Origin of the sequence: Nocardia arthritidis NBRC 100137 (assembly GCF_001612765.1) — a bacterium.
Taxonomy (GTDB): Bacteria; Actinomycetota; Actinomycetes; order Mycobacteriales; family Mycobacteriaceae; genus Nocardia; species Nocardia arthritidis.
Map to the genome: position 1 here is coordinate 1 of NZ_BDBB01000055.1, position 26697 is coordinate 26697.

Annotated in this window: 18 protein-coding genes and 2 pseudogenes; 12 read left to right on the forward strand and 8 right to left on the reverse strand. The window is 69.3% G+C overall.

Annotated features, from left to right (window positions below):
- The 4 genes and pseudogenes from NA8_RS28965 to NA8_RS28980 all read right to left on the reverse strand — a co-directional run.
- Nucleotides 1-1233, reverse strand: a pseudogene (locus NA8_RS28965) (endonuclease); the annotation flags it as partial.
- A gap of 3 nt (nt 1234-1236) precedes the next feature.
- The gene (locus NA8_RS28970) at nt 1237-2658 is read right to left on the reverse strand and encodes a TIGR02678 family protein (RefSeq protein ID WP_063053500.1); all 1422 of its coding nucleotides are present in this window, start codon (nt 2656-2658) and stop codon (nt 1237-1239) included.
- Nucleotides 2658-4367, reverse strand: a complete 1710-nt coding sequence (locus tag NA8_RS28975; RefSeq protein WP_245664046.1) for a TIGR02677 family protein — start codon at nt 4365-4367, stop codon at nt 2658-2660. The genes NA8_RS28970 and NA8_RS28975 overlap by 1 nt, the downstream gene beginning before the upstream one ends.
- A 107-nt stretch (nt 4368-4474) precedes the next feature.
- Nucleotides 4475-5614: an NsdA family TPR-like regulatory protein gene (locus tag NA8_RS28980; protein WP_063053524.1), complete on the reverse strand. Its 1140-nt coding sequence runs from the start codon at nt 5612-5614 to the stop codon at nt 4475-4477.
- Nucleotides 5615-5945: 331 nt separating this feature from the next.
- Between NA8_RS28980 and NA8_RS28985 the strand changes: the two genes are divergently transcribed.
- Nucleotides 5946-6251: a hypothetical protein gene (locus tag NA8_RS28985; protein ID WP_063053501.1), complete on the forward strand. Its 306-nt coding sequence runs from the start codon at nt 5946-5948 to the stop codon at nt 6249-6251.
- On the opposite strand, the gene NA8_RS28990 is transcribed toward NA8_RS28985, so the two are convergent.
- A complete protein-coding gene (locus tag NA8_RS28990; protein ID WP_157106979.1) occupies nt 6153-8741 on the reverse strand; it encodes an AMP-binding protein in 2589 nt (862 codons plus the stop codon). The genes NA8_RS28985 and NA8_RS28990 overlap by 99 nt on opposite strands.
- Nucleotides 8742-8843: 102 nt before the next feature.
- Complete coding sequence (locus NA8_RS28995) at nt 8844-9728, reverse strand: PAC2 family protein (protein ID WP_039798445.1); 885 nt, start codon at nt 9726-9728, stop codon at nt 8844-8846.
- A gap of 166 nt (nt 9729-9894) precedes the next feature.
- Here NA8_RS28995 and metH point away from each other — a divergent pair, with 166 nt between their 5' ends.
- The 9 genes and pseudogenes from metH to NA8_RS33235 all read left to right on the forward strand — a co-directional run.
- Nucleotides 9895-13491: a methionine synthase gene (gene metH / locus NA8_RS29000; RefSeq protein ID WP_157106980.1), complete on the forward strand. Its 3597-nt coding sequence runs from the start codon at nt 9895-9897 to the stop codon at nt 13489-13491.
- A gap of 387 nt (nt 13492-13878) precedes the next feature.
- Nucleotides 13879-15696 (forward strand): serine/threonine-protein kinase, encoded by a 1818-nt coding sequence (locus NA8_RS29005; protein ID WP_063053502.1) that lies wholly within the window; start codon nt 13879-13881, stop codon nt 15694-15696.
- A gap of 268 nt (nt 15697-15964) precedes the next feature.
- Nucleotides 15965-16636, forward strand: a complete 672-nt coding sequence (locus NA8_RS29010; protein WP_369690274.1) for an HAD family hydrolase — start codon at nt 15965-15967, stop codon at nt 16634-16636.
- 159 nt (nt 16637-16795) lie between these two features.
- On the forward strand, nt 16796-17659 hold the full coding sequence (locus tag NA8_RS29015) for a HalD/BesD family halogenase (protein ID WP_063053504.1): 864 nt from the start codon (nt 16796-16798) through the stop codon (nt 17657-17659).
- A 44-nt stretch (nt 17660-17703) separates the two neighbouring features.
- Nucleotides 17704-18540: a class I SAM-dependent methyltransferase gene (locus NA8_RS29020; RefSeq protein WP_174550153.1), complete on the forward strand. Its 837-nt coding sequence runs from the start codon at nt 17704-17706 to the stop codon at nt 18538-18540.
- The gene (locus NA8_RS29025) at nt 18537-20351 is read left to right on the forward strand and encodes a choline/carnitine O-acyltransferase (RefSeq protein ID WP_063053506.1); all 1815 of its coding nucleotides are present in this window, start codon (nt 18537-18539) and stop codon (nt 20349-20351) included. The genes NA8_RS29020 and NA8_RS29025 overlap by 4 nt, the downstream gene beginning before the upstream one ends.
- 102 nt (nt 20352-20453) lie before the next feature.
- Entirely contained in the window at nt 20454-20735 is a 282-nt protein-coding gene (locus NA8_RS29030; protein WP_174315390.1) for a phosphoribosyl-ATP diphosphatase, read from the forward strand.
- 44 nt (nt 20736-20779) lie between these two features.
- Nucleotides 20780-21631 (forward strand): ATP phosphoribosyltransferase, encoded by an 852-nt coding sequence (hisG, locus tag NA8_RS29035; RefSeq protein WP_040867212.1) that lies wholly within the window; start codon nt 20780-20782, stop codon nt 21629-21631.
- A gap of 261 nt (nt 21632-21892) precedes the next feature.
- Nucleotides 21893-22312 (forward strand): annotated as a pseudogene (locus NA8_RS33235) (putative sulfate exporter family transporter); the annotation flags it as partial.
- 56 nt (nt 22313-22368) lie between these two features.
- Here NA8_RS33235 and NA8_RS29045 read toward each other — a convergent pair.
- Entirely contained in the window at nt 22369-23220 is an 852-nt protein-coding gene (locus tag NA8_RS29045) for a RecB family exonuclease (protein ID WP_063053527.1), read from the reverse strand.
- Nucleotides 23221-23355: 135 nt separating this feature from the next.
- On the opposite strand from NA8_RS29045, the gene NA8_RS29050 reads away from it, so the two are divergent.
- Entirely contained in the window at nt 23356-24189 is an 834-nt protein-coding gene (locus NA8_RS29050; RefSeq protein WP_063053508.1) for a tRNA (adenine-N1)-methyltransferase, read from the forward strand.
- Nucleotides 24190-24230: 41 nt separating this feature from the next.
- Here NA8_RS29050 and NA8_RS29055 read toward each other — a convergent pair whose 3' ends face one another.
- Nucleotides 24231-24749 (reverse strand): WKL family lipoprotein, encoded by a 519-nt coding sequence (locus tag NA8_RS29055; RefSeq protein ID WP_063053509.1) that lies wholly within the window; start codon nt 24747-24749, stop codon nt 24231-24233.
- A gap of 178 nt (nt 24750-24927) precedes the next feature.
- Between NA8_RS29055 and arc the strand changes: the two genes are divergently transcribed.
- A complete protein-coding gene (arc, locus tag NA8_RS29060; protein WP_062972891.1) occupies nt 24928-26688 on the forward strand; it encodes a proteasome ATPase in 1761 nt (586 codons plus the stop codon).
- The last annotated feature ends 9 nt before the right edge of the window (nt 26689-26697 follow it).

Consider the following 26697-nt stretch of genomic DNA (forward strand, 5'->3'; position numbering starts at 1 on the left):
GGTCGATTCCGGCAGCGGCGCCCACGCGATCCCCGCCTCCTGCGCGGCGCCGCGCAGGTCGTCCTCGCCGCGGGCGAGCGCGGCCGCCGCGGTGCGCACCGCGGCTCGCGCGCGCTCGGCCTCCAGGGTCCGCTGGTCCAGGGTCTGGCTGGCCTTGAGCGCCTTGTCGGCGTGCACACCCGCCGAGGTCTCCAGGCGCCGCACCGCGTCGGCCAGGTCGTCGAGCTGCTGTTTGCCTTCGTAGGCGCTGGAACGCTGGAGGTTCTCCCGATCGGCGAGGGCCTGCTCGTAGGCGCGGTCGGCGTCCTCGGCGCGGGCCTCGGCGGCGGCGCGCTCGGTGTCCCTGCGCTCACGCAGAGCCGTAGCGGCGAACAGCGCCGTACTCGCGTGGGTCACCGCGTCCAGCCGCGCGCGGACCTGGTCGACGTCGGTCTTCGCCTGCACCGCAAGGTATTTGCGGTACACCCCGACGAACGCGCGCGTCGCGGTGTCGGCGTGCACCAAACCCTCCAGGGTGCGACCGACCTCCTCCATATCGCTGAACGACCGGGCGGCGTCCAGGATCAGCTGCTCGTCGAGCGGGCGCAGGCCGTCGGTGAGCGCCTGCGACAGGCCGCGCGGGTCCAGGTTCTTGGCCAGCTGCGGGCGGCGGAGCGTGAGGATCAGATTGATCAGCTGGTCGTAGCGCTGCGTGCCGAGACCGAACATGCGCGCGTCGATGGCGTTGCGATAGTCCACCGGCCGGTCGACGATCGAGTCGGTGCCGATCTGCTCGGCGAGTTGTTTGCGGGTGAACGGCCGGTCGTCCGGGCCGATCAGGGAGAAGTCGACGCCGACGCGGCCGTCGGCGACGAAATACCAGCGGGTCACCTTGTCCGAGGAACGGGTGGCGCGCATGCCGATGCCGACGGTGACCGCCTCGGGGTCCTCCCAGCGACCGCGCGCGAATTCCATCCAGACATAGGAATAGGCCGAGTCCTGCTTGCGATAGAGCAGATTCGACTTCATCGTGCGTTCCTCGCCGGCGAACGGATTGAGCCTGCGCGGCTCGATCCGCCCGTCCAGCACGAACGGGAACAGCACCTCCAGCGCTTTGGTCTTGCCCGACCCGTTCGGCCCGCGCAGCACTAATCTGCCGTCGGCGAAACAGAACTCCTGGTCGCGGTAGTCCCACAGGTTGACGATCCCCGCGCGGGTCGGGGTGAACCGCACTCCGCCGTGAATGAGCGACATCCCTCAGTTCCCTTCCGTGCCGGTACCGTCGGGCCCGTAGGTGTCGGCCGCGGTGACGAACAGTTCCGCGGCCCGCTTGGTGCGGACCGTCACGACCGCGCCACGGTAGCGGGCCAGGGCAGGCAGCACGAGCAGTCCCTCCTCGATCATCCGGACCAGCCGTAGTCGTTCCAGCAGCGCCACCACTTCGGTGGTGAGGCGCGCGACATCGGCCTGCCACTGCGCGGCGAAGGTCGTGCCGTACCGGTCGGCCAGTGCCCGCACCGTCTCGCGCAACCAGGCCCGCTCGATCAGCGGATAGCCGGGCGTGGGCCGGTCCTCCTGTCCCTGGGTGTCGTCCTGGGGATCGAGGTCGTCGGTGGGCGCAGCCGCTGAACGCGTCTCGGCCAGCGGTGCGAACACCGTGGATTCGGGGATGGCTTCATCGAGCTGGTCGGCCAGGGCCGCATCGGGCTGCGCGACGACGTGGCGTCGCGGCAACGGGTGGTCGATATCCAATACCCGGTCGGCGATCTCACCGGCCAGCAGTAAGGCGACCTGCGCGAGCGTACCGGTCCCCGGGAAGCGGACGTCCGACAGCCGCCCCGAGGTGTCGATCAGCGCGACCCCCTCGGCACGGCGTTCGGCGCGCAGCCCGGTGAACAGCTCGACCTCCGCGACCAGCCGCTCCTGGCCGAGGGCGGGGCGCTCTTCGGGCGCGAGGTCCTCGGCGTACACCACCGGCTGTTCGACCAGCGCCCTCCGCACCCGGCGCGCGATCTCGGCGGTGGTCGTCACGGGGGCGGAAACGGTGGTGCCCGTGGCCTCTTCGCCGAGCAGCCCACGCACGCTGTGCAGATGTTGCAATGCCCGCGGCGGCCGGAACAGCGCGAAGACCACGGGCCGGTCGATGTCGTAGAGCGCCTCACCGGCCTCCGGATCGGTGGCCCACCCGCCCGCGTCACCGTCGGCCAAGGCGAGCGCGCCGCGCGCGGTCAGCCAGCCCACCGCGTCGACGAACGCGTCGCGGTCGGCGGCCCGGTCGGTGGCCAGCTCCAGACCGTCCACCCGGCTCGCGTAGGCCGCGACCTGATCGGCCAGCTCCGACAACGTGATCTGGTCCCCGGCGCGCCCCAGCGCGGCGAGCGCGAGGGCCAGGTAGGCGTAGCGGCGGCGGTCGAAGACGCGCTCGGCGGGCGTGCGCGCGGGCCTGCCCGCGTCGAGGCGGTCCAGTACCGGGAAGACGCGTGCCGTCGTCTCGGTGACTTCGAGCCGATAGCCGAACAATTCGGCGAGGTCCTCGCGCAGTTCGGTGGCCCAGCGCCGGATCAGCGGCAGCGCGATCCGGTCCGGATAGGTGCGGGTCACCAGGTGGTTGGCCAGGATGATCCGGGCCGCGCGTTGATAATTGTCCAGCGCGAGCGAATCGATGGTGCGTCCGTGCATCAGCGGCGCTCCCCGCGCGGGCGCGACCGTGCTCCGGTCGTCTGCTCGATCTTCAGCGCCCGGTTGTTCAACCGCAGCAGCCCACGGGTGGTGCGCACGACGGTCGGGCCGTCGTGCTCGGACACCGTCAGGGTGACGCCGCTGTCGGAACCGGTGGTTCCCGCCACCCGGCCGCGCACCGGAACCCACGCGGTCGACGCGGCGTCCAGCAACCGCAGCAGCACTTCGGTTTCCCGTTCGTCCAGCACCCGTTCGTGTACGTCGCCGGAAGCCAGTGACCGGGCGGCCTCGGCGCGGGCCCGCTGCGCGTCCAATTGTGCCTCGCGCAGGCGCCGGATACCGGCGTCGTTGCGGTGGATGCGGGCGGGCGCACCCGCCGAGGGCGGGCGCCCGGTCTCGGCGAGCGTGCGCGAGATCTCCAACGGCGGTGCGTCCCACCAGGAACGGATGGCCGGAATCACGTCGGCGTCCGGATGCTCCATCGCCAGGTGCCGTGGCTTGCCCAGCCCGAACACCGCGTCGAACAGTGCGTGGGCGCTGTCCGCGCTCGGCGCCGCGGTGAACCAGCCCGCCAGATGCCGTAGCGCGGACTCCCGGCTGACCCCGCCGCGCCGCGTCTCGGTGACCCGGCGCAGCAACGACAGCACCGCCGCGATGGCGCTCATGGTGGCCTCGCGCAGTCGCTCGGCCTCCGTGGTGCCCGCAGGCTCGCCGCCACCGGAGGCGACGAACCAGGTCCGCAGTCCATCCCATCTGGCCTGCCAATCCGATCGGCGTTCCTCGATGCCCAGCAGCACTCGTTCGTCGCAGCGGGCCGCGCGGACGATCAGGTCCTCGATGCCGGTCTCCTCGATCTCGGCGATCGCGGCCGCCAGCCGCGGGGTGAACCGGGCCAGATCGAGGCTGAACTCCCGCATGTGCGCCAGCAGCGCGTCCTTGTGCGCGAGAAACGATTCCGGGGTGATCTCGGTGGTGCGCACCAGGTCGCCGAGCCCCAGATAGAAGTGCGCCGCGCGGGCGGCCAGGTCGGACAGCGCGGTGTCGAGGCGGCGCAGTGTGCGGTAGACGCGTTCGGCGTCGCCCGCCCGGTTGGCCTCGGCCAGGGTGTGCAGATCGGCCAGCAATTCCGGCAGGACCAAGCGCGACAACGAGGCCTCGTCGAGGCGCGCGCTGAGCACACCGGCAACTGCCCGGTATGCCTGGAATCCTGCCTGGGAGAACTGATATACGTAGTGCCGGTTGCGGTATTCGGCCAGCGTCGCGGCGCGGGTTCCGTCGTAACTGCGCTCCAGCATGCCCCACTGGTGCAGCTGGTCGAGCAGTGGACCGATCTCGGCGGCCGTCAGGCGTGGGCCCGCCGCCGGGCCGCTGGTCTCCGGGGATCGGTCCGGCGCGTCGGTCTCCGGTTCCGTCCGGCTTTTGCGCGGGCCTGCGGACCTTCGCGATTCCTCGGCGTGCTCCTCATCACCGGCCGTCGCGACCGGTTGGTTCGTAGCCACCAGATCGGGCGTACGCAGCGAATTTCCGTTGCGTACGATCCACTCCGCGACGTCGTCGGCGTGCAGCAGCACCACGTACGCCGCTCGCGCGCTGTCGAAAGCGCGCAGCACCCGCAGGTAGTCGGCGCGCCGCTCGGCGGTGGCGAAGGAGAACAGCCGCAGCCGGTCGTCCCAGCGGGTATCGGCACAGCTGTCAGCGGAGTCGGTCACCGGTAACAGGGTAGTAGCGGGCAGATCGCCGCCCGCACGACGTTCCGGTGTCCGGCGTGGCCGCGTCCGGTTCGGCACCGTTCGCCGCGGTCGCGGCGCGGGCCGGCTCATTCGACGGACATCGAACGCATCTGGTCCAGATACGCGCGCGTGCGCGGGTCGCCGGGGAAGCGCTCGATGATCTCGCGCGCGACTTCGCCGGCGATCCACATCAGCGAGGGCAGGGAGCGCCTGCTGCCCGCGAACGCGCGCATGCCCTCGGCCACCGCCAGCTCCAGGTCGCGGTCGCGCACCGCGACCACGGCCAGCGTCAGGTGGGCCTCGGAGACCCGCATCGGGTTGCGCACCGTGCCGTCGGGCCGGGTCGCGTTGCGGATCACTTCGCGCGCGTAGCTTTCGGCGAGCCGATCCTCGCCCGCGACGCGGCAGCAGTCCATCGCGTAGAAGTCGAACTTGTTCGCATCGATGACGAAGTGGTTGTCCAGATTAGCCGGATGTTCGAGTCGCTCCAAGATAGCTCGACCCTCGTCGAGCGCGGTCTCGACCTCGCGTGTGTTGCCGAGCCTGGCCCAGGCTTTGGCGCGCTGGGCGGCGAGCTGGACGCCGACGCGGAGGTGCTGGCTTACTTCCAGCGTCGGCTGAACGGCCTCGATGACGCCGCGGTAGTTCCCCTGGGTCAGCGCGAACCACGCGGTCATTTCCGCCGTCCACGCGGCGATCTCGACGTTCTCCGCCTCCTGCGCCAGCGACTGGGCGGCGCGGCGGGTCGCCTCGGCGGCGGTGCGCCGGCCGAGGTCGTAGTCCACGCAGCCGACCAGCAGCGCGACCCATCCGGCGAGAACGAGGATTTCGCGGTGCTGGGCCAGGGTCAGGCGACCGTCCAGCAACGAGGTGATCCTGCGCAGCCACGCCGTGCCCTCGGCGTGCAGGTCGTGCGGGTCGGCGTAGGAGTATTCGCAGCACAGGCGTTCGGCGGTGATGCGGATCGCCTCCAGGGTCACCGAGGACACATCGGACATGCGCAGTCGTCCGATGAACTCGAGCGTGTCCATGCCCGTCGCCGAGAGCAATTCGTCGTCCCGGTTCGGTCTGACCTTGGGGAAGAACGCCGCGGGCACCGTGTCGAAGGTGGCGGCGATGATGGGCGCGTAGAAGTCGTCGGGGCGCGATTCGCCCGATTCCCAACGGCGCCAATTGCGTAGGAGCGTACTGTCGGTCGGCAGGTTGTGCGAAGACTTTCCACGCATCACGCGAACAGCGTCGGCTTGCGACCACCCCCTCGCGTCACGCTCGGAACGCATTCGGACTGCCCAGACGGGTCGATCGTCGGTAGCGGCCACGTCTGTAGTATCGCACCAGTTAACGTTCGGTGGCCCCAAGAGGGCAGACAGATGTCCGTGTGTTGACAGCTACATTCGCGCCGCAGCATTGTGCATGCTGGACATGGCGCCGGAAGTTAGCCAGCCCCTCCTGTAAGAGCAACTGCAAGTACATCTGCTCTTGCACGAAGCGCAAATACCCCGTAAAACGGGTGGATCCACATAAGAGAACAGCGATCCCAATCCAACGGAGGTTCGGGTGGAAGCGTTGATCTATGGATACTTGCGTGACGATCTGGCCGATGGCCATAGCAAGGAGCTCGAGGCCGCGATGAGCAGTCTCGCCCGCGAGGAAGGGCTGTGCTTCGCCGCAACATTCCATGAATCGACCGGCGGCGACGGGACGGCTTTCGCCGAACTCACGGCGGAACTCAAGCGCGCGGACGCGCATCATGTGGTGGTTCCCTCACTCGATCACTTTGCCGGTCAGACGATTCCGCGCGACATCCTGATCGCCAAACTGGCCCAGGAGGCGGCGGCGCGGGTGTGGACCGTGCAGAGCTGACCGTCGCGACCGAATTGCCCGGTACCGCACCGATCCCCAGCGTCGCAATCCGGTAGCCGTGCCGGTCGCGACCACACCCGCTGCCAGGGAAGCGAGCAGCCCCGCGAGCCGGTGCTGTTCGAACAGCGGGTACACCTGCCAGTGCAGCAGATAGACGAACAGCGATCCTTCGGCCAGCACCGCCGCGCAGACGGCGACGACGGCGGGAACGCGGATCGCGGACAACCACACCAGAGCGAGCAAGCCAGCCATGATCAGTCGCTCCCGCTCGGGAACGCCGAAATATCCAGGCACCGCGATGAGTACGACGGCGCTCACCGTCATCCGCTGCCACATCGACGTCGCCTTCGCCGCCGCCCAGCCGAGCGCGAACAGCCACACCGCCAGAGGGGAGAACGGGATGTCCTTCGCCGAATACAGACCGAACGCCTGGTATCGGAAGACGAGACATAGTGCGACCAGCGCCATCGCGAACCAGAACGGCTCGGCGCGTTGCCACCGGTCCACCACGGGGAGCCGGATCAGCAGCGCGGCGGCCAGCATGAAGTACACGAGCACCTCGAGAAACCACAGGTGCCCGGCGGTGGCGCTGTCGTGCGGGCCGAGAATCTTGTTCAACAACAGGACATTCTGCCAACCGTAGTAGTCGCTGAACGGCAGCGTCAGCGCGACCCAGAGCGCCGTGGGCGCCGCGATGGATCCCACGGCGCGCAGCGTGTGCCGCAAGCGCTCGGCGGGTGGCGCCGCGGTCACGGCGAACCGCGCGAAGTTGAACCCGGCCACACCGAGCAGCACGTGCGCCGCGCCCCACCGCACGAACACTCCGGCGTGCGCGCTCACGATCAGCACGATGCCGATCGCACGCAGCAGGGTTCCGGTGTCGAGCGCCCGTCCGAACCGGCTGCGGCCCTCCGGTATCCGCTCCAAGTCCGCCACGGGCGTGTTCGGCCAGTCGGTGGGCAGGCCGCCGAGCGCCCGCTCCAGTCGTGCCGCGGTGGTCACGTAGGTCAGCGAATTCCCGCCGAGCTCGACGAACGTGCTGTCCGCGTGGACCCGCGCGGGGTCGATGCCGAGGGTGGTGGCGTAGAGGGCGCGGATGTCACGCACCTGCGGCAGGGATCCGGCCAGCCGGCGGATCGCGGGGTAGTCGGGTTTGCCATTCGGTAGCCGTGGCATCCGTTCGACCGGGCGGGTCCGGATGGCCGCGGCGGGCAGGCCGGACAAGCGCGTGGCGATTTCGGTCGGATCGGACCGGGGGGTCTCCACCGCGATGACCAGGTGCGTGTCGTCGTCGGCGCAACACGCCGTGAAACCGGCCGCCGCCAGCCCGGATTCGAGCCGCTCCAGATCGATGCGCAGGCCGAAGATCTTGGCGAACCTGCTGCGCCTGCCGACCACCTGATACAAGCCCTCCGGTGTGCGCCGGGCCAGGTCGCCGGTGCGCAGGGCGTCGAGCGAGCGGCCGAGTGCGAGGTCTGCGGCCGACTTCGCGTAGCCCATCATCACATTGGCGCCGTGATAGACCAGTTCGCGCGGTTCGTCCCCCTCGTCGGCTTCCTCGACCGGTTCGAGGGTGAATTCGCCACCGGGGATCGGTATCCCGATACAGTCGGGATGCGCGCTCGCCAGATGCGCGGGCAGGTAGGCCATCCGGGCGGTGGCCTCGGTCTGTCCGTACATGACCACGAAAGCCCAGCCGTTCGCCCGGCCCAGTTCGGCGTATTCGCGCACTCGCCGCGGCGCCAGCCTGCCGCCGGCCTGGGTGACGTAGCGCAGGTGCGGCAGAGCCATGCGAGCGAAACCGATGCGGTCGAGCAGATCGATGGTGTAGGGAACCGCGGCGAAAGACGTTGCGCGACACTCCCGGAACGCGCGCCAGAATTCCACGTCCAGTACCGACCGGTCGGTGAGCAGGAGGCTCGCTCCGCGCAACAGATGACTGTGCACCACCGACAGGCCGTAGCAGTAGAACATCGGCAGGGTAGTGGCCGCGCAGTCCTCCGGGCCGATGGTCAGGTACTCGGCGATGGCCGCGGCGTTGGCGCGCACGTTCGTCGCCGAGAGCCGGACGAGCTTGGGCGAGCCCGTGGACCCCGAGGTGCTCAGCAGCAGCGCGAGGTCCGGATGCAGACGATGCGCCGAGCGCTCCCGGACCACGCGTGCGCGGCCTCCTTCGATGAGGACGTCCGGATCGTAGGCGTCCCGCAACTCCGCAGTGATCTGCTCGGTGAGTAACACGACGCAGCCGGCGCTGAGCGCTCCGAGATACGCGACGAGCGAGGCGAGGTCATTGCGCGCGGCGAGCGCGACGAGGCGGCGGGCCGGGCCGAGCTCGGCCGCGTAACCCTCGACCAGCGCCGCAAGCCGAGCGTAAGTGACCTGCCGCGCGGGTTCGGGCACGGCGGCGTCCGTATCCACACGGTCGGCGCGCCGGACGGCGATCCGCTCGTCGAAGGTGCGCAGACGCTCGACGATCGGATGGACGGTCACCGGCGAAAGTGTAGGAGGCGGCCGTTGCCCGGCCCGAAGGTGGCCCCCTGGCGAACTTCCGGTGAACGGCCGTCCGGCCCGAACACGCCGCCGCCGCGCCGATCAGAGACCGAAGCTGCCCGGACCTCGTCTGCGCAGGTACTTCTCGAATTCCGCCGCGATGGCGTCGCCGTCGATCTTGGCCATCGCCTCGTTCACGTCGACCGCCGCGTCCCCGCGCTCCTCGAGCGAGCGCACGTACTCGCTGATCTCCTCGTCGCCCACGGTCATCTCGTTGACCGCGGTCTCCCAGTCCTCCGCCTGCTTGGGCAGCTCACCCAGCGGCACCTCGATGTCGAGCACGTCCTCCACCCGGTGCAGCAGCGCGATGGTCGCCTTCGGATTGGGCGGCTGGGAAACATAGTGCGGGACGGCGGCCCAGAACGACACCGCCGGGACGCCCGCCTTCACGCATTGGTCCTGTAGCACGCCGGTGATTCCGGTGGGGCCCTCGTAGCGGGTCTGTTCCAGGTTGAACCGCTCGGCCGCCTCCTTGCTGTAGGCCGAGCCGGTCACCGGCACCGGTCTGGTATGCGGAGTGTCCGCGAGCAACGCGCCGAGAATGACCACCGTCTGCACCCCGAGCTGCTCGATGAACTCCAGCAGGTCGCCGCAGAAGCTGCGCCAGCGCATGTTCGGTTCGATGCCGCGCAGCAGCACCACGTCACGGTCGCTTCCGGGCGGCGAGCAGACCGACAGCATCGTCGACGGCCACTGGATTTCCCTGGTCACCCCGTCCACTTGACGCACGGTCGGCCGGTTGACCTGATAGTCGTAGTAGTCCTCGGAGTCGAGTTCGGCCAACGGTTCGGCGTCCCAGATCAGTTCCAGATGCTCGACGGCGCCGCTGGCCGCGTCACCGGCGTCGTTCCACCCCTCGAAGGCGGCGACCAGTACCGGATCCCGCAACGTCGGCAGTTCCGGATCGGGAGTTTCACTGGCGTTCACTCGGTCAGCCTACGGCGTGCGGCGATATGGCGTGTCGTATGACGGCCGGACCGGGTGGCGTGTTCCGCGAGCGGATGCGGCGGTGTCGGGCCGGGCGTGTGGTCCAGGACACCGAGGCTCGACGCGGTGGCCTGGAACGTCCACCCCGCCCACTACGCTGGAACGCATGTCTGCGTCCATCCCCGCCGAGTTCGACACCACGCTACTCGACACGCTGCGCCGCCGTGTCGTCATCGGCGACGGTGCGATGGGCACCATGCTGCAAGCGGCTGATCTGACCCTGGACGATTTCCGCGGGTTGGAGGGCTGTAACGAGATCCTCAACGACACCCGCCCCGACGTCCTGCGCGCCATCCACCGCGCCTATTTCGAGGCGGGCGCCGACGCGGTCGAGACCAACACCTTCGGCTGCAACCTGCCCAACCTCGCCGACTACGACATCGCCGACCGGATCCGCGACCTGTCCGAGCGCGGCACCAGGCTGGCCCGCGAGGTCGCCGACGAGATGGGTCCGTCCGCCGACGGTACGCCACGGTACGTGCTCGGCTCGATGGGGCCGGGCACCAAGCTGCCCACGCTCGGTCACGCCCCGTTCGCCGCGCTGCGCGACGCCTACGCCGAGGCCGCCCTCGGCATGCTGGACGGCGGCGCCGACGCCATTCTCATCGAGACCTGCCAGGACCTGCTCCAGGTGAAGGCGGCGGTGACCGGCAGCAGGCGCGCGATGGCGAAGCTGGGCCGCCGGATCCCGATCATCACCCACGTCACGGTGGAGACCACCGGCACGATGCTGGTCGGCAGCGAGATCGGCGCGGCGCTGACGGCCCTGGAGCCGCTCGGCATCGACATGATCGGCCTGAACTGCGCGACCGGCCCGGACGAGATGAGCGAGCACCTGCGCCACCTGTCCCGGCACGCGCAGGTGCCGGTCTCGGTGATGCCGAACGCCGGGCTGCCGGTGCTCGGCGCCGCCGGAGCGGAGTATCCGCTCACGCCCGAGGAACTCGCGGTCGCGCTGCGCGGGTTCGTCACCGAGTTCGGGCTGGCCCTGGTCGGCGGCTGCTGCGGGACCACGCCCGAGCACATCCGCCAGGTCACCGCCGCGGTGCGCGAGGTCGAGCAGGCCCTGCCGCCGATCGCCGAGCGGCGCGCGCCGGTGCACGAGCCGAGCGTGTCCAGCATGTACACCGCGGTGCCGTTCGAACAGGACGCCTCGGTCCTGATGATCGGCGAGCGCACGAACGCCAACGGCTCCAAGGCCTTTCGCGACGCCATGCTGGCCGAGGACTGGCAGAAGTGCCTGGACATCGCCAAGGACCAGACCCGCGACGGTGCGCACATGCTCGATCTGTGCGTCGACTACGTCGGGCGGGACGGCACCCGCGACATGGCGGAGCTGGCCGCCCGGCTGGCCACCGCCTCGACGCTGCCGATCATGCTCGACTCCACCGAGGCCCCGGTGTTGCAGGCCGGGCTGGAACGTCTCGGCGGGCGTTGCGCGGTCAACTCGGTGAACTACGAGGACGGCGCCGGTCCCGATTCGCGTTTCCAGCAGACCATGCGGCTGGTGGCCGAGCACGGCGCCGCGGTGGTGGCGCTGACCATCGACGAGGAGGGTCAGGCCCGCACCGCGGCGAAGAAGGTGGAGATCGCCGAACGGTTGATCGCCGACATCACCGGCAACTGGGGGCTGTCGGAGAGCGACATCATCATCGACACGCTCACCTTCACCCTCGGCACGGGCCAGGAGGAGTCGCGCCGCGACGGGCTGGAGACCATCGAGGCCATCCGCGAGCTCAAGCGCCGCCATCCGCGGGTGCAGACCACCCTGGGTCTGTCCAACATCTCCTTCGGTCTCAATCCGGCGGCCCGGCAGGTGCTCAACTCGGTCTTCATGCACGAATGCGTCGAGGCCGGTCTGGACTCCGCGATCGTGCACGCCTCGAAGATCCTCCCGATCAGCCGGATCCCGGACGAGCAGCGCGAAACCGCGCTGGATCTGGTGTACGACCGCCGCGGCGAGGACTACGACCCGCTGCAGAAGCTGATGGCGCTGTTCGAAGGCGTCTCCACTTCCTCGTCGAAGGCGTCGCGGGCGGAGGAACTGGCCGCGCTGCCGCTGTTCGAGCGGCTGGAGCGGCGGATCGTCGACGGTGAGCGAGCGGGGATGGAGGCCGACCTCGACGCGGCCATGACCGAGGTGCCGCCGCTGCAGATCATCAACGAGACCCTGCTCGCCGGGATGAAGACGGTCGGTGAGCTGTTCGGCTCCGGTCAGATGCAGCTGCCGTTCGTGTTGCAGTCCGCCGAGGTGATGAAGGCCGCCGTCGCGTACCTGGAGCCGCATATGGAGGCCACCGACGACAGCGGCAAGGGCCGCATCGTGCTGGCCACCGTCAAGGGCGACGTGCACGACATCGGCAAGAACCTGGTGGACATCATCCTGTCGAACAACGGCTACGAGGTGGTCAATCTCGGCATCAAGCAGCCGATCGCCACCATCCTGGACGCGGCGATGGACAAGAAGGCCGACGTCATCGGCATGTCCGGCCTGCTGGTGAAGTCGACGGTGGTGATGAAGGAGAACCTGGAGGAACTCAACGCCAAGGGCGTGGCCGAGCAGTTCCCCGTACTGCTCGGCGGCGCGGCCCTCACCCGGTCGTACGTGGAGAACGATCTCACCGCGGTGTACGAGGGCGACGTGCACTACGCGCGCGACGCGTTCGAGGGCCTGCGGCTGATGGACGACATCATGACCCGCAAGCGCGGCGGCGAATCGGACCCCGACAGCCCGGAAGCCGTCGCCGAGCGGGAGCGGGCCGCCGAGCGCAAAGCGCGCCACGAGCGGTCCAAGCGGATCGCCGCGGAGCGCCGGGCGGCCGAGGTGCCCGTCGTGGTGCCCGAACGCTCCGATGTCGCGGCCGACCTGCCGGTGCCGGTGCCGCCGTTCTGGGGCACGCGGCTGGTGAAAGGTCTCGCCCTGCACGAGTACTCGGGTCTGCTGGACGAGCGGGCGCTGTTCCTGGGGCAGTGGGGCCTGCGCGGGCAGCGCGGCGGCGACGGGCCGAGCTACGAGGAACTGGTGGAGACCGAGGGCAGGCCGCGCCTGCGCGCCTGGCTGGACCGGTTGAGCACCGAAGGCGTGTTGCAGCACGCCGCGGTGGTGTACGGCTACTTCCCCGCGGTGTCCGAAGGCGACGACGTCATCGTGCTCACCGAACCGGAACCCGACGCGCCGGAACGGTACCGGTTCACCTTCCCCCGTCAGCAGCGCGACCGTTTCCTGTGCATCGCCGACTTCATCCGTTCCCGGGACTACGCCCGCACGACCGGTCAGGTCGACGTCATGCCGTTCCAGCTGGTCACCATGGGCCAGCCGATCGCCGACTTCGCCAACGAACTGTTCGCGGGCGACAGCTACCGCGACTACCTGGAGGTGCACGGCATCGGCGTCCAGCTCACCGAGGCGCTCGCCGAGTACTGGCACCGGCGCATCCGCGAGGAACTCGTCCTCGACGGCCACGCGGTCGCCGAATCCGACCCGGCGGACGTGCTGGAGTACTTCAAGCTCGGTTACCGCGGCGCGCGTTACTCCTTCGGCTACGGCGCCTGCCCCGACCTGGAGGACCGCGCCAAGCTGGTCGACCTGCTCGAGGCCGATCGCATCGGCGTGGTGCTGTCGGAGGAGTTGCAGCTGCATCCGGAGCAGTCCACCGATGCGTTCGTGTTGCTGCATCCGGAGGCGAAGTACTTCAACGCGTAAGCGTGCGACGTGGGTGGTGCCGCGGGCCGCAGGCGAGCGGCGGGGTGCACCGCGAGCCATAGCGAAAGGCTCTCGCGCCAAGGGTCTTTGCTACCTGGCCGGATGTCGATTCTCCCGCGAATCGGAGTGCGCGTCGGCGCGTCATGGCGCGCGGGCGCGCGGTGTTGACCTGGGCGATCGCCCAGGCCCGCGCCGGGAGGTGGATGTCTGTCGGGTGGATGTGCCATTGTCGAAGGCGTTGTAACTGCATCCGGGGCAGTCGGCGGATGCGTTCGCTTCCCTGCTCAGTGGTGCGAAGCACCTCGGCGCGTACGCCTTCGGAGTCCTTGGCGGGCTTGCGCGCGGAGTGCGAACGGCTAGGCGCGTGAGTAGGAGAGGCACACCACCATGACGGCGGATCGATTGATCGCGGGACGGTACCGGCTCACGGATCCGATCGGCACCGGCGCCATGGGTGTGGTCTGGCGCGCGACCGATGTCCGGTTGCAGCGCACCGTCGCGGTCAAACAGGTGTTGCTCGGTCCCGGACTGTCCGGGTCGGCGGCGCTGGAGGCGAAGCGCCGTGCCATGCGGGAGGGCCGGATCGCCGCCCGGCTGCACCATCCGAACGCCATCACCGTGTTCGACGTGGCCGAGGAGGACGGCCAGCCCTGGTTGGTCATGGAGTACATGGACGCGCCGAGCTTGGCGACCAAACTTTCGGGCAATCGCACGCTGCCGCCGATCGAGGTCGCCGAGATCGGCGCGCAGGCGGCGAGCGCCCTGGCCGCCGCGCACGACGCGGGGATCATGCACCGGGACGTGAAGCCGGCGAACCTGCTGGTCGCCGACGACGGCACGGTCAAGATCACCGATTTCGGCATTTCCCGTGCGGTCGGCGACGTGACGGTCACGGCCACCGGCTTCCTCGCCGGGACGCCGGCGTATCTGTCGCCGGAGGTGGCGCGCGGCGAGGATCCGGAACCGGCTTCCGATGTCTTCGCCCTCGGCTCGACGCTGTACGCGGCGGTGCAGGGCACCCCGCCGTTCGGTGAGGGTGACAACCCGCTCGCCCTGCTGCACGCGGTCGCGCGGGCGGAGATCCCGCCGCCCGAGTCAGCGGGACCGCTGGGGCCGGTGCTGATGTACCTGCTCGCTCCGTCCGTCGCCGACCGCCCGACCATGCGGGAGGCGAAAGCGATCCTCGAAGCCGTTGCGGCGGGCCGGGACCCGCAATTGCCCGTGCCGGTGACCAAGGTGATTCCCGTCCCCGCCGCGGCGACGACTGTCCTGCCCGACCAAGCCGCTGCCGTATGGCCGGAGCAGCCGGTCGACACCGGGGTCACCGATGTCGTGCCCTTCGCCGGGCCGAATCCGTCCGCGCCGCAATCGGTCACGCCACCGCCGAGGCGGCCCGGGCTTGCGGGGACGTTGCCGGGCGTTCTGCGGGGCGGGCAGCGCCGCCGTCTGATCGCCGTGGAAGTCGCCGCGGTGGTCGGGGTGCTGATCCTGGTCGCCATCATCGCGACGCTGACCACCGTCGACGGCGAGGGTGGCGACGCACCGACGTCGTCGGCAGTGCCTCCGGCCGCCGGGGCGCCCGAGAACCCGCCGTCACAGGCCGAGGCGGCCGGACCGGAGCCGCGACAGGCCCCGGCGCAAGCTTCCGCCCAACCCCCGGCTCAGGAGTCCTCCTCTCCGGCACCCGCCCCCGTGCCCGGGCCCGGGCCCGCGAACACTTCCGTGGGAGCGCCCCCGCCCCCGCCCCCGCCCGCACCGGGAACCACCCCGCCCGCGCAGACGACGAACCCCGCACCGAGCACCACTCCGCCGCCCGGCAGCACACCCCAGCCCACCACGTCGGGCCCGGCCCCGACCACCACCGGCCCGACCGCCACCGCGACGACCGCCCCGTCCGGGCCGCCGACGCCCGACCGGATCGCCTCGTTCATCCAGGGCTATTACGGCATGCTGCCCACGAACGTGTCCGGCGCCTGGACACAGCTCGCCCCTGGATACCAGTCGAAGACCGGCTACGACTCCTACGTGAACTTCTGGGGCTCCATCCGGTCGGTGCGCGTGGGCTCGGTCACGCAGAACGGTGCGAACCGGGCGGTGGTCGCGCTGACCTATACCCTGAAGAACGGCACGACGACCTCCGAGAACCGATGGATCGAGGTCGTCGGGGACAGCGCCAAGCTGCAAATCGCCGCGTCGGGTACCTAGGCCGCTTCGCCTCCGCGGCTCGGCGCGGTGTGCGCGACTTCGGCGCCGTCTCGGCTTGCTCGGGCTCGGTGTGGAGGCGCGCGTGACAATGCGCTGCGGGCCTCCGCGTCCGCCTCACGCGGCACGATGGACGGACGCTGGGCGTATCGGCTCATGGCTGCCCAGGCTGAGCGGGCTTCGCCCGGCGGTACGGTTCGTGGGCCCACTTCGCGGACGGTCCGCCGAGCTGTGCCCATGACAGGGACGAGATCTAGGAGAAGGACCGAACGTGACAGTGCGACTGGCCGGAGTGCTCTGGGACATGGACGGCACGCTGCTGGACTCGGAGAAACTCTGGGACGTCGCGGTGCGTGAACTGGCGCGCGAGCACGGCCGCGAGATGACCGACGCGATCCGGCACGCGCTGATCGGGGCGTCGGGCCCGAACGCTCTGCGGATCATGTTCACCGGTCTGGGCATCGCGCCCACGCCCGACTCACTGCGGGCGGCGGGGGAGTTCCTGGAACGGCGGGTGACCGAATTGATGACCGGCCCCATCCCGTGGCGGCCGGGTGCGAAGGACGCACTGGCCATGGTTCGCGCGGCGGGGCTGTCCAGCGCGCTCGTCACCAATACCAAGCGGTCGCTCACGGAATTCGGTCTCGACACCCTGGGGCGCGATTTCTTCGATGTCTCGGTCTGCGGCGACGAGGTGGCGCACGGCAAGCCGGAGCCGGATGTCTACCTGCGCGCCGCCGAACTGCTCGGACTCGATCCGGAACACTGTGTGGCGGTCGAGGACTCACCCACCGGTGCCCGTGCGGTGCAGGCCGCCGGCTGCGCGCTGGTGGTGGTCCCGTGCGAGATCCCGGTGCCGCACGCGCCGGGACGGGTGTTCCGGGATTCGCTGATCGGGCTGACCGTCGAGGATCTCGAACACGCTCTGCGCGTGCGCCGTTGAGCTGTTCGGGCGATCGCTCGACGCGCCGCTCCGGGCCGAGGTGAGACGAGAGTTACTGTGCCGCAACGCGAGTGCGCGCAGATAGCAGGTGTGACCGTGATCACCGGCAATCTCGCCGAATCCCGGGCGTGTCGGCGACGGCTCCACCAAAATGACGCCATGGCAGCGTTGGGCGTACTCGACGAGATCGTGGATACCGCACGGTATCCCCTGGCGGATCCGGACGGGCCCGGGCTGCGGGAAGCGGTGCGGCGCGCCCGCGCCGAACTGGCCGACACCGGCTGCACCGTGCTGCGCGGGTTCGTGCGCCCGGAGCTCGCCGAAACCCTGCGGGCGCAGGGGGAGCTGATGGCCCCCCACGCGCACTACGAGGTCGAGCGGGTCAACGCCTACAACATTCCCCTGGACGCCGAACTGCCGGAGAATCATCCGGGCCGGATCGTGCTGGAGCGGGGTAACGCCTTCGTGCCGCGTGACCGCATCCCCGCCGACGCGCTGATCCACCGGCTCTACACCGACGAGCTTTTCCAGCGGTTCGTCGCCGACTGCTTCGGCCTGGCCGAATTGCACGAGTTCGCCGATCCGCTCGCCGGACTGTGCCTCAACGTCGTCGCGCCGGGTATGTCGCATCCCTGGCATTTCGACACGAACGAATTCACCGTCTCGATGCTGACCCGGCCCGCCGAGGACGGTGGCGTCTTCGAGTACTGCCCCGATATCCGCACACCCGAGGCGGAAAACCTCGACGACGTCCGCGCCGTGCTGACCGGCAACGGCGAGCGTTTCGTCCAGCGGCTCGAACTGCGCCCGGGCGACCTGCAGCTGTTCCAGGGCCGCTTCTCGTTGCACCGCGTCTCACCCGTGGGCGGTGCGCGCCAACGCCATTCGGCCATTTTCGCCTACACCGATCGTCCCGGAATGGTCGGCACGGTGGAACGTACCCGGCAGTTGTTCGGCCGCGTGCTACCCGACCACCTGGCCGCCGCGGCCGCTGCCGTGCGGGGCGATCGACTGCTCGACTGAGCCGAACGGCTCGACTGACCGAGCTCGACCCGAGAGGACCGACAGTGCCAGTGCCGTTACACACGACCGGGAAAGCGTCTTTCGACGACATCTACGACCGCCCCGATCCGCGCGCGTACTACGCGCGTATGTCCGATCTGGACTACCGCATTCCGGAACTGGCGAAACCGTTCTTCCAGCAGCAGATTCGGGAATTCCGCGCCTCCGCGCGGGTCGCCGCGCCGACCGTGCTCGACATCGGCTGCTCCTACGGAGTGAACGCCGCGCTGTTGCGTTTCGACACGACGATCGGCGAGCTGGCCGAGCACTATGCCGTGACCGACATCGATCGGGCCGGTCTGATCCGGCGCGACCTGGCCCGCGTCGCGGCCCGGGCCGAGGCGGACGACGTGCGCTTCCTCGGCATGGACGCCTCCCGCCCCGCCCTCGACTACGCGCGGGAGGCCGGGCTCCTGCACGACGTGGTGCACGCCGACCTGGAGTCCGGCGAACCGACCGACGAACAGCGCGCCCTGCTGGCGACCGCCGATCTGGTCGTCTCCACCGGCTGTATCGGCTACGTCACCGAGAAGACCTTGACTCGCGTGGCCACCGCGCACCCGCGCAGGCGGCCGTGGATGGCACACTTCGTATTGCGCATGTTCGACTTCGCACCGATCGAGGCGGAACTCGCCGCGCTCGGCTACCGGACCGAGCAGGCGCCGGGGTTGTACGAGCAACGCAGGTTCGCCTTACCGGCCGAGCAGGCGCAGGTGCTGAACACCCTGTCCGCCAACGGAATCGACACGACCGGCCGGGAAGACCAGGGATGGTTGTATGCCAACCTGTACGTGTCCAGGCCGCTGCCGAAACATCACGCCGACACCGAGGACTCGCATTGACCGAACGCACCTTCGCCGCCGACGACCACCTACCCCGGGTGCCCCTGCCGACGCTGGAGGACAGCTGTGGGCGGTTCCTGCAGTGGTGCGAGCCACTGCTGACCGCCGACGAACTCGCCGCCACCCGGGCGGCGGTCGACGACCTGCTGCGACCCGACGGTCCGGGGCGTACGCTGCACGCGGCGCTCGCGGAGTACGACGCGACGCCCGGTGTCGGCAGCTGGCTGGACCTGTTCTGGCCGTCGCGGTACCTGGGCAGGCGGGACCGGATCGCCCTGAACGCGAACTTCTTCTTCCTGTTCCGGGACGACACCGCCCTGGCCGCCTCTACCGCCGCCACCCAGGTGGACCGCGCGGCGGGCATCATCTCCGCCGCCGTGGACTACAAGCTGGCGCTGGACCAGGAGAGCGTCCCGCCGGTGACCCAGCGCGGACAGCAGCTGTCCATGTGGCAGAACAAGTACCTGTTCTCCGAGACCAGGATCCCCGGTGTGGAGCAGGACACGGTGCGGGTCCCCTACAGCCATGAATGGCCGGGTCCCTCGCAGGCCCGGCACATCGTGGTGTTCTTCCACGGCAGCCCGTTCCGGATGGACGTGATCGGCCCGGACGGAGCGCCGTACTCGCCGGAGGATCTCGCCGACGGGCTGCGCGCGGTGCTGAAGGCGGGCGCCCGCCCGGCCCGCACCGACACTGCCGTCGGGCAGCTCACCACCAAGGCCCGCGCGGAGTGGGCGCAGAGCAGGCAGCGGCTGCTGGCCGAACCGGCGAACGCCACGGCGCTGGACACCATCGAGACCGCGCTGTTCGCCGTCTGCCTCGAGGATTTCGCTCCGCGCGACGAACTGCACGCCTGCGACGAGCTGCTGCACGGCGACAGTGCGAACCGGTGGTTCGACAAATCGGTGTCCTTCATCGTCTTCGAAGACGGCCAGGCGGGCATCAATGTCGAACACTGTGGACTCGACGGCACCACGATCCTCTCGTTCGTGGACGCCCTGCTGGAGACCCCGGTGCAGGAACACGCCACGCGCTCCGGCGCGCAGGCGCAGGGTCTGCCCGCGGTGGAGCCGATCGAGTTCGTGCTGGACGAGGCGCAGCGCGGCGATATCGCGGCGGCGGGCGCCGCCTTCGCCCGTTACGCCGCGGAGAACGCCACCCAGACGTTGTCGTTCCCGGACTTCGGCACCACCGCGGCGAAGGCGTTGGGCATCTCACCGGACGCGTTCGCGCAACTGAGCTACCAGCTGGCCCATCGGCGCAGCAAGGGGCTCACCGGCGCCACCTACGAGTCCATCGCGACCAGGCAGTACCGCAACGGCCGCACCGAGGCCATGCGGGTGGTCACCCCGGAGATGATCGTCTTCGTGGACACGATGCAGGACCCGGACGCGGGCGCCGAGGCCCGGCTCGCCGCGGCGCGGACGGCGGCGGCCGCGCACGTGGAACGGGCCAAGCAGTGCCAGACCGGGGCCGCCCCCGAGCAGCACCTGTGGGAGCTGCAGTGGATCCAGCGCCGTCGCGGCGCGGAGCTGGGTGTCACCGATCCGATCCCGCTCTACGACAGCCCCGGCTGGACGATCATGCGCGACGACTACCTGAGCACCAGCTCGGCGCCGTCGGTCAACATCCGCTACTTCGGTTTCGGCTCCACCAGCTCCCGGTGCATCGGCATCGCCTACGTCCTGCTGCCGGACCGCTGGAATCTGTACCTGGCCACCCCGAAGCCGGTCGCCGACCAGATGTACGCCTTCGCCGACCACCTCCGCACGGCGGTCGCCGATCTGCAGGCGTTGCTCGCCGCGAACTAGGCGCCCTCCGCCCGGTTCCTCCGCACCCCACCCGGGGCGAAGGAGCCGGGCGGGGGCTGTTCGCGGCCATCGTGGGCCGGAGCAGCGGGCCCGCATCCGGGTCTGAAACAATGGCTCATCGTGAAGAACTTCGAATCCCTGTTCGCCGAGCTGCAGGATCGTGCGGTCAACCGCCCCGAGGGGTCCGGAACCGTTGCCGCGCTGGACGCCGGCGTGCATACCCAGGGTAAGAAGGTGCTCGAGGAGGCCGGTGAGGTGTGGCTGGCTGCCGAACACGAGAGCGACGAGTCGCTCGCCGAGGAGATCTCCCAGCTGCTGTATTGGGTGCAGGTGCTGATGGTGGGCCGCGGGCTGAAGCTCGAGGACGTGTACCGACATCTGTGACGGCCGTCCGACACCCCGTTTCTCCTCCCGAAAGGACTCCTCCCATGCTGCGCGTCGCAGTTCCCAACAAAGGCGCCCTGTCCGAATCCGCGGTCTCGATCCTCGCGGAAGCGGGCTACCGCAAGCGCACCGATTCGCGTGATCTGACCGTTCTCGACCCGGCCAACCAGGTCGAGTTCTTCTTCCTGCGGCCGAAGGACATCGCCATCTATGTCGGCTCCGGGGAACTCGATCTCGGGATCACCGGCCGTGACCTCGCCCTGGATTCCGGCGCGCCGGTGCAGGAACGACTCGCCCTCGGGTTCGGCCGCTCCACCTTCCGCTACGCCGCGCCCGCCGGGCGGGAGTGGAAGGTCGAGGACCTCTACGACAAGCGGATCGCCACCTCCTACCCGAACCTGGTGCTGAGCGATCTGCGCCGCCGGGGCATCGAGGCCGAGGTGATCCGCCTCGACGGCGCGGTGGAGATCTCCATTCAGCTCGGCGTCGCCGACGCGATCGCCGATGTCGTCGGCTCGGGGCGCACGCTGCGCCAGCACAATCTGGTGGCCTTCGGTGAATCGCTGTGTGATTCGGAGGGTGTGCTGGTCGAACGCAAGGACGCCGACCAGGGCGACCGGGCGCGCAACCAACTCGTCGCCCGAATCCAGGGCGTGGTCTTCGCCCAGCAGTACGTGATGCTGGACTACGACTGCCCGAAGGAACTGCTCGACGAGGCGTTCGTCATCACCCCCGGGTTGGAGTCGCCCACCGTCGCGCCGCTGGCCGATACCGGCTGGATGGCCGTGCGTGCGCTCGTTCCGCGCAAACAGAGCAACGAACTGATGGACCAGCTGGCCGATCTGGGCGCGAAAGCCATCCTGGCCACCGACATTCGCTCCTGCCGCGCATTCTGAACCGGATTGGTCCGATACGCCTGATGCGCTCAGGCTGAGCGCAATCGGTGTGCGCTGTGACCGCGTGTTGCTACCGTGCGGCCTCTCGATGAGGAAACGCAAGGAGTCCCCGTGTCACAGTCGCCACCCGAGGAGCAGTCGGGCGGCACCTTCACCTGGAACGAGGATCGGCCGGCGGCCATCGCCGGCGGTGCTGATCGCGCTGGTCCTGCTCGGCGTGATTCCGGATCGGTTGGTGCCGTTCGGGCGCGATCGCGGAGGAGCATGCAGATCGCCACGATCGTCAAGACCACGCGGAACGCGTTGATCGGCGTCGTCGCAATCGCCCTGACCGTGTACTTCACGCTGCGCGTCGAGCGCGTGCCCGGTACGACCCTCGGGGCGCCAGTTCTGGGAGCGGTTCCCGAAGTTCGTCCTCGGCTTCATCGCCGCCTCGATCATCGGCACGCTGTACCTGCAATCGGCGGGCAAGAAGTCGGGCGCGGCGCACATCGCGATCGTCAACGATCTGCGCACCTGGTTCCTGATCTTCGCGTTCGTCTCCATCGGCTTGGAGTTCCGCTGCGCGGGCTGCGCGAAGCGGGCCGGCGGCCGGTCGTGGTGTTCGGATCGGCGGCGGTCGTGAATCTCGCGGTGGGGCTGGTGCTTTCGGTGCTGTTGTTCCATGACTTCACCGCCTGAGGCGACTCGCAGCCGATTCGAGCCGCCCGCCGTGTGCCCGGCTCCGGGCCGCGGGATCAGTCCGAGACGGCTTCGGCAAGGGTCTCGTCCGGGGACTCGGTCGCGCCGTCGCTCGGCCAGCCGGGGTAGGGGGGTGGCGTGCCGCCGAATGCCGGGCACAGCGGCTTGTAGTCGCAGTACGAGCACATCCGGCCGGTGTTCGGCGGGAAGTCTCCGGTGCGGCCGGCCTCCAAGATGGCCGCCCACAGCGCGGAGAGCGTGCGCTCGAAGCGCAGCAACTCCTGCTCGTCGGGGGCGTAGGTGAGGATCTGCTCGTCGGCCAGGTAGATCAGCCGTAGCTGGGCGGGCACCAGGCCGCGCGTGCGCAGGACCACGAGCGCGTAGAACTTCAGCTGGAACAACGCCTTGGTCTCGTGCGTCGGCCCCGGTACGCGGCCGGTCTTGTAATCCACCACGCGCAGGGCGCCGCTCGGCGCGATGTCGATCCGGTCGACGAAGCCGCGCAGCAGCGCGCCGTCGGCGAGTTCGACCTCCACCCGCGCCTCGCGCGATTCCGGGTCGAAACGCGTCGGATCCTCCAGCCGGTAGTAGCGGCGCACCAGTGCGCGCACCTCGCCGAGGAAGACGTCGAGCCGCTCGCCGGCGATCAGCTCCGCGACCTCCGGCTGCTCGGCGTGCACCCGCGCCCACGCCGCGGGCACCAGGGCCTCGGCGCGCTCGGGCACCCGCTCGGCCGCGGGCAGCCCGTAGAGATCCTCCAGCACCGCGTGGACCACCGTGCCGCGCACCGCATGCACCGACGGCTGCTCCGGTATCCGATCGATCGCCCGGAACCGGTATTTGAGCGGACACTGCTTGAAATCCATTGCCCGGGAAGGCGACAGCGCGGGCCGGGCGCGGCTCGCCATCGCGTCGGGCCCGGAGGTCCGCGCGTCGTCGGCAGGGGGCGTGGACACGGGCGAGCACATACCTGGCAGGCTATCCGGCGGTACCGACACGCCGGTGCCGGACAGCACGGATTCCAACCAGCGGAACGGAGATTCATGACGGCCAGACGGACCGGGCCATTCACCATCGGTGACCGGGTGCAGCTGACCGATGCCAAGGGGCGCCTGTACACGGTGGTCTTGGAGCCGGGTAAGGAGTTCCACACCCATCGCGGCGGGATCAAGCACGACAGCCTGATCGGCGCCGACGAGGGCAGCGTGGTGCACTCCACCAACGGCACGCCCTACCTGGCGCTGCGTCCGCTGCTGATCGACTACGTGCTGTCCATGCCGCGCGGCGCCGCGGTGATCTACCCCAAGGACGCCGCGCAGATCGTGCACGAGGGCGACGTCTTCCCCGGGGCCCGCGTGCTCGAAGCGGGCGCGGGGTCCGGTGCGCTGACCTGCTCGCTGCTGCGGGCGGTCGGGCCGCAGGGCCAGGTGGTGTCCTACGAGATCCGCGCCGATCACGCCGAGCACGCGGTCCGCAACGTGGAGACGTTCTTCGGCGAGCGCCCGGCGAACTGGTCGCTGACTGTCGGGGACGTGGCCGACTACACCGGAGAGCCGGTCGACCGCGCCGTGCTGGACATGCTCGCGCCGTGGGACGCGCTCCCGGCGGTGTCGAAGGCGCTGGTGCCGGGTGGCGTGCTGATCGTCTACGTGGCCACCGCGACGCAGTTGTCCAAGGTGGTCGAAGCGCTGCGCGAGCAGGAGTGCTGGACCGAGCCGCGCTCCTGGGAGTCGCTGGTGCGCCCGTGGCACGTGGTCGGCCTGGCCGTGCGGCCCGAACATCGCATGCAGGGTCACACCGCCTTCCTGGTCAGCGCCCGCAGGCTCGCCGAGGGCACCGTCACGCCCAAACCGCAGCGCAGGCCGTCGAAGGGCTGAGCGCGGCGGGGCGGCGACGGCGGGTGATCGGCGTGCCGGACTCAGACCGGGACGCAGGGCGCCTGCGCGAAGCCGAGCAGCAGACAGCCGCTCGCGTCCGACAGCTTCCAGGTGCCGTCGACGTTTTCCCAGGTCAGCGGCACGGCCGGAGCGGCGCCGTGCGGCGAGCTGATGGTCACCTGCGCGTTCGCGGTGTTGCCCTGGGTGGTGAGGTCGGCGACGGCGAAGGTCAGCGTGTAGCCCTGCAGGCCTGCGTTCATCTGGTCGATGTTCGCGGTGCGCTTGTCACCGTTGACGATCAGCTTGGACTTCTCCGCGGTGGGTACATTCGGATCGGCGATCCTGACCAGCGTCGCCTGCAAGGTCTCGGCGGTCGGCGCGCCGGTCGCATGGTCGCCGTGATCATGGGTACCCGACGCGGTGGCGCTGATGGTGGCGGAGGTCGCCGCGCTGGTGGAAGAGTCGTCGTCGGAGCCGCACGCCGCCAACGCACCGGAGATGGCCAGCGCCGCGGCGGCGGTGGCAAGGGAAACACGCAGGGTTCTCGCGGGAAGGAGCATGGTGGCAACCTTTCGGCTCGGGCGGCGAGCAGGCTCGCCAGGGTCGGGTTAGGGCAGGCTAACATGGTGGTCCGGCCGCCGATCGCGGCCCAGATGTGATCACCACGAAACCATGTCGGAAAGCGAGAACGGGTCGCGCCCGGTAGCGTTGATAGACCGGGACTGGGAGGAGCAGCACATGAGCCCCATCGAGAATTCGGATTCGGCGGCCTGGAGAGAGCTCGAGGCGGTACGCGCCGAAGCGGCTGCACTCCGAAGGCAACTCGCCGACTCGCCGGATCGCACACGGGAATTGGAAGCCCGCATCGATTCGCTGACCATTCGCAACACGAAGCTGATGGACACCCTCAAGGAAGCGCGCCAGCAGTTGGTGGCGCTGCGTGAGGAGGTCGATCGGCTGGGTCAGCCGCCGAGCGGATACGGCATTCTGATCGGTGTGTATGACGATCAGACGGTCGACGTGTTCACTTCGGGTCGCAAGATGCGGTTGACGTGTTCACCGAACATCGAGACCTCGACGCTCGAATACGGTCAGACCGTCCGCCTCAACGAGGCGCTCACGGTCGTCGAGGCCGGGCACTACGACGCGGTCGGCGAGATCGGCACCCTCCGGGAGATCCTCGACGACGGACGTCGCGCCTTGGTCGTCGGCCATGCCGACGAGGAGCGCGTGGTGTGGCTGGCCGGCCCGCTGGCGAAGGTCGCCGAGATGGACGACCTGGACGACCCCGATTCCCCCATCCGCAAGCTGCGGCCGGGCGACTCGCTCCTGGTGGACACGAAAGCCGGATTCGCCTTCGAGCGCATCCCCAAGGCCGAGGTCGAGGACCTCGTGCTGGAGGAGGTACCCGACGTCGACTACGGTGACATCGGCGGTCTCGGCAGGCAGATCGAGCAGATCCGCGACGCGGTGGAGCTGCCCTTCCTGCACAAGGACCTCTTCCGCGAGTACGCGCTGCGTCCGCCGAAGGGCGTGCTGCTCTACGGTCCCCCTGGTTGCGGCAAGACGCTCATCGCCAAGGCGGTGGCCAACTCGCTGGCCAAGAAGATCGCCGAGGCGCGTGGTGAGGATGCCAAGGAAGCCAAGTCCTACTTCCTCAACATCAAGGGCCCCGAGCTGCTGAACAAGTTCGTGGGCGAGACCGAGCGCCACATCCGGATCATCTTCCAGCGGGCTCGCGAGAAGGCGTCCGAAGGTACGCCGGTGATCGTGTTCTTCGACGAGATGGACTCGATCTTCCGCACCCGCGGCTCGGGCGTCTCCTCGGACGTCGAGACCACGGTGGTGCCCCAGCTGCTGTCGGAGATCGATGGTGTCGAGGGCTTGGAGAACGTCATCGTGATCGGCGCCTCCAACCGTGAGGACATGATCGATCCGGCGATCCTGCGGCCGGGCCGCCTGGACGTGAAGATCAAGATCGAGCGGCCCGACGCGGAGTCGGCGCAGGACATCTTCTCGAAGTACCTCACCGAGCACCTGCCGCTGCACGACGACGATCTGGCCGAGTTCGGCGGCGACAAGAACCTGTGCATCCGCGCGATGATCGAACGGGTCGTCGACCGGATGTACGCCGAGAGCGAGGACAACCGCTTCCTGGAGGTCACCTACGCCAACGGTGACAAAGAGGTCCTGTACTTCAAGGACTTCAACTCCGGCGCCATGATCCAGAACATCGTGGACCGCTCCAAGAAGTACGCCATCAAGGCGGTGCTCGACACCGGCAACCCCGGTCTGCGCATCCAGCATCTCTACGATTCGATCGTGGACGAGTTCTCCGAGAACGAGGACCTGCCCAACACCACGAATCCGGATGACTGGGCACGCATCTCGGGTAAGAAGGGCGAGCGGATCGTCTACATCCGCACGCTGGTCACCGGCAAGAACGCCAGCGCCAGCCGCGCGATCGACACCGAGTCGAACACCGGTCAGTACCTGTAAAGGTTCGCC